Raw genomic sequence first — 1,048 nt, 5'->3', positions numbered from 1 at the left:
GCCCCGGCAGGCGCGGTCGGGCCAGCCGAACACTCCCGGCTCGAAGAAGGCGCGGTAGACAACCAGCTGACGCCTGCCATCGAACAGGTCGACCAGGCTTGCCCTGCCCGCGGGCCCCTCGAACGCATAGGCCTTCTCCACGGCCATCCACGGCATTCGCCGCCGCTCGGCGGCAAGGGCATCACGGGCTTTGCTTTGGGCCTTTTCCTTCACCAGCAGCTGCTTGCGGGCAGTCTCCCACGCCTGCTGCGACACGATGGGCGGTGTGTGCATGGCAGGCTGTCCGCCTTTCCGTTCGTTCTCGGTTGAGGTGGTCATGGCTTTCGAAACCTCCTGATTTGGGCGAATTCCCCGCCCCGTGCCTGAAGCGCGATATTCGCTGCTCATCGCTCGTTATTGTTCGAGAGATAGTCTGGCATCGGAAATCGGACAGTGGGAGTAACAAGTGTGGCGGCATTCCGATGGAGTCGCCAATTGCCGCCGCGGCGCCTGCGCAGGCGACGTTCTGGAGCGCAATCGAACGAGCGCGGTCCGGATCGGGTCATTCGACTTCGGCAAGGCAAGACCGGCGCCGAGTCGACAGGTCGGACGGCCCACGCGCCAATGCTCGCCCCAAGTTCTCCGCCGCCGCTTCGATGCGCCAGCTCGAAGCGGCGGCAGGAGGCGCTACAGCCGCTCCAGGTTCAACATGTCGGGACTGCCGCGCCAAACCTTCGCGCGTTCTGCGGCAGCCTTGCTCTCGGTAGCCGTATCGCCTTTGGCTTTGGCCGCTTGCTCAAGGCCGTAGAGCGCCCAGGCACTGCCTCGAGCGTGTTCGAGTGCGGCATTGAACTCCTGTTCGGCCTCCGCCGGCTTGCCGCCTTTCAGGAGAGCTGCGCCGAGCGACTGCCTGACCGGGTAGTACCAGTAGGGCGGTTCCATATAGGGGATGACGTCCTGGGCGTCCGCGGCCTCGCGCCAACGCTCGATTGCGGCGCTGTTGTCGCCACTCTCCTGCGCGACGCGCGCCAGGACCACGCGCTGCGCCACATCGAGAACGGGCCGGACG

1 protein-coding gene and 1 pseudogene are annotated in these 1,048 nt (G+C 65.8%); both read right to left on the bottom strand.

Going from position 1 to position 1,048, the window contains the following annotated elements; all coding sequences use genetic code 11:
• The coding region (locus ACPYOI_RS35755) for a DUF899 family protein (protein ID WP_481424135.1) at nt 1-318 on the bottom strand (318 nt) is incomplete at its 3' end.
• 348 nt (nt 319-666) lie between these two features.
• Nucleotides 667-1,048, bottom strand: a pseudogene (locus tag ACPYOI_RS35750) (hypothetical protein); the annotation flags it as partial.

It is taken from the genome of Rhizobium sp. SVR5-2C (assembly GCF_056755115.1).
This window is presented reverse-complemented; position numbering and strand designations above follow the sequence as displayed.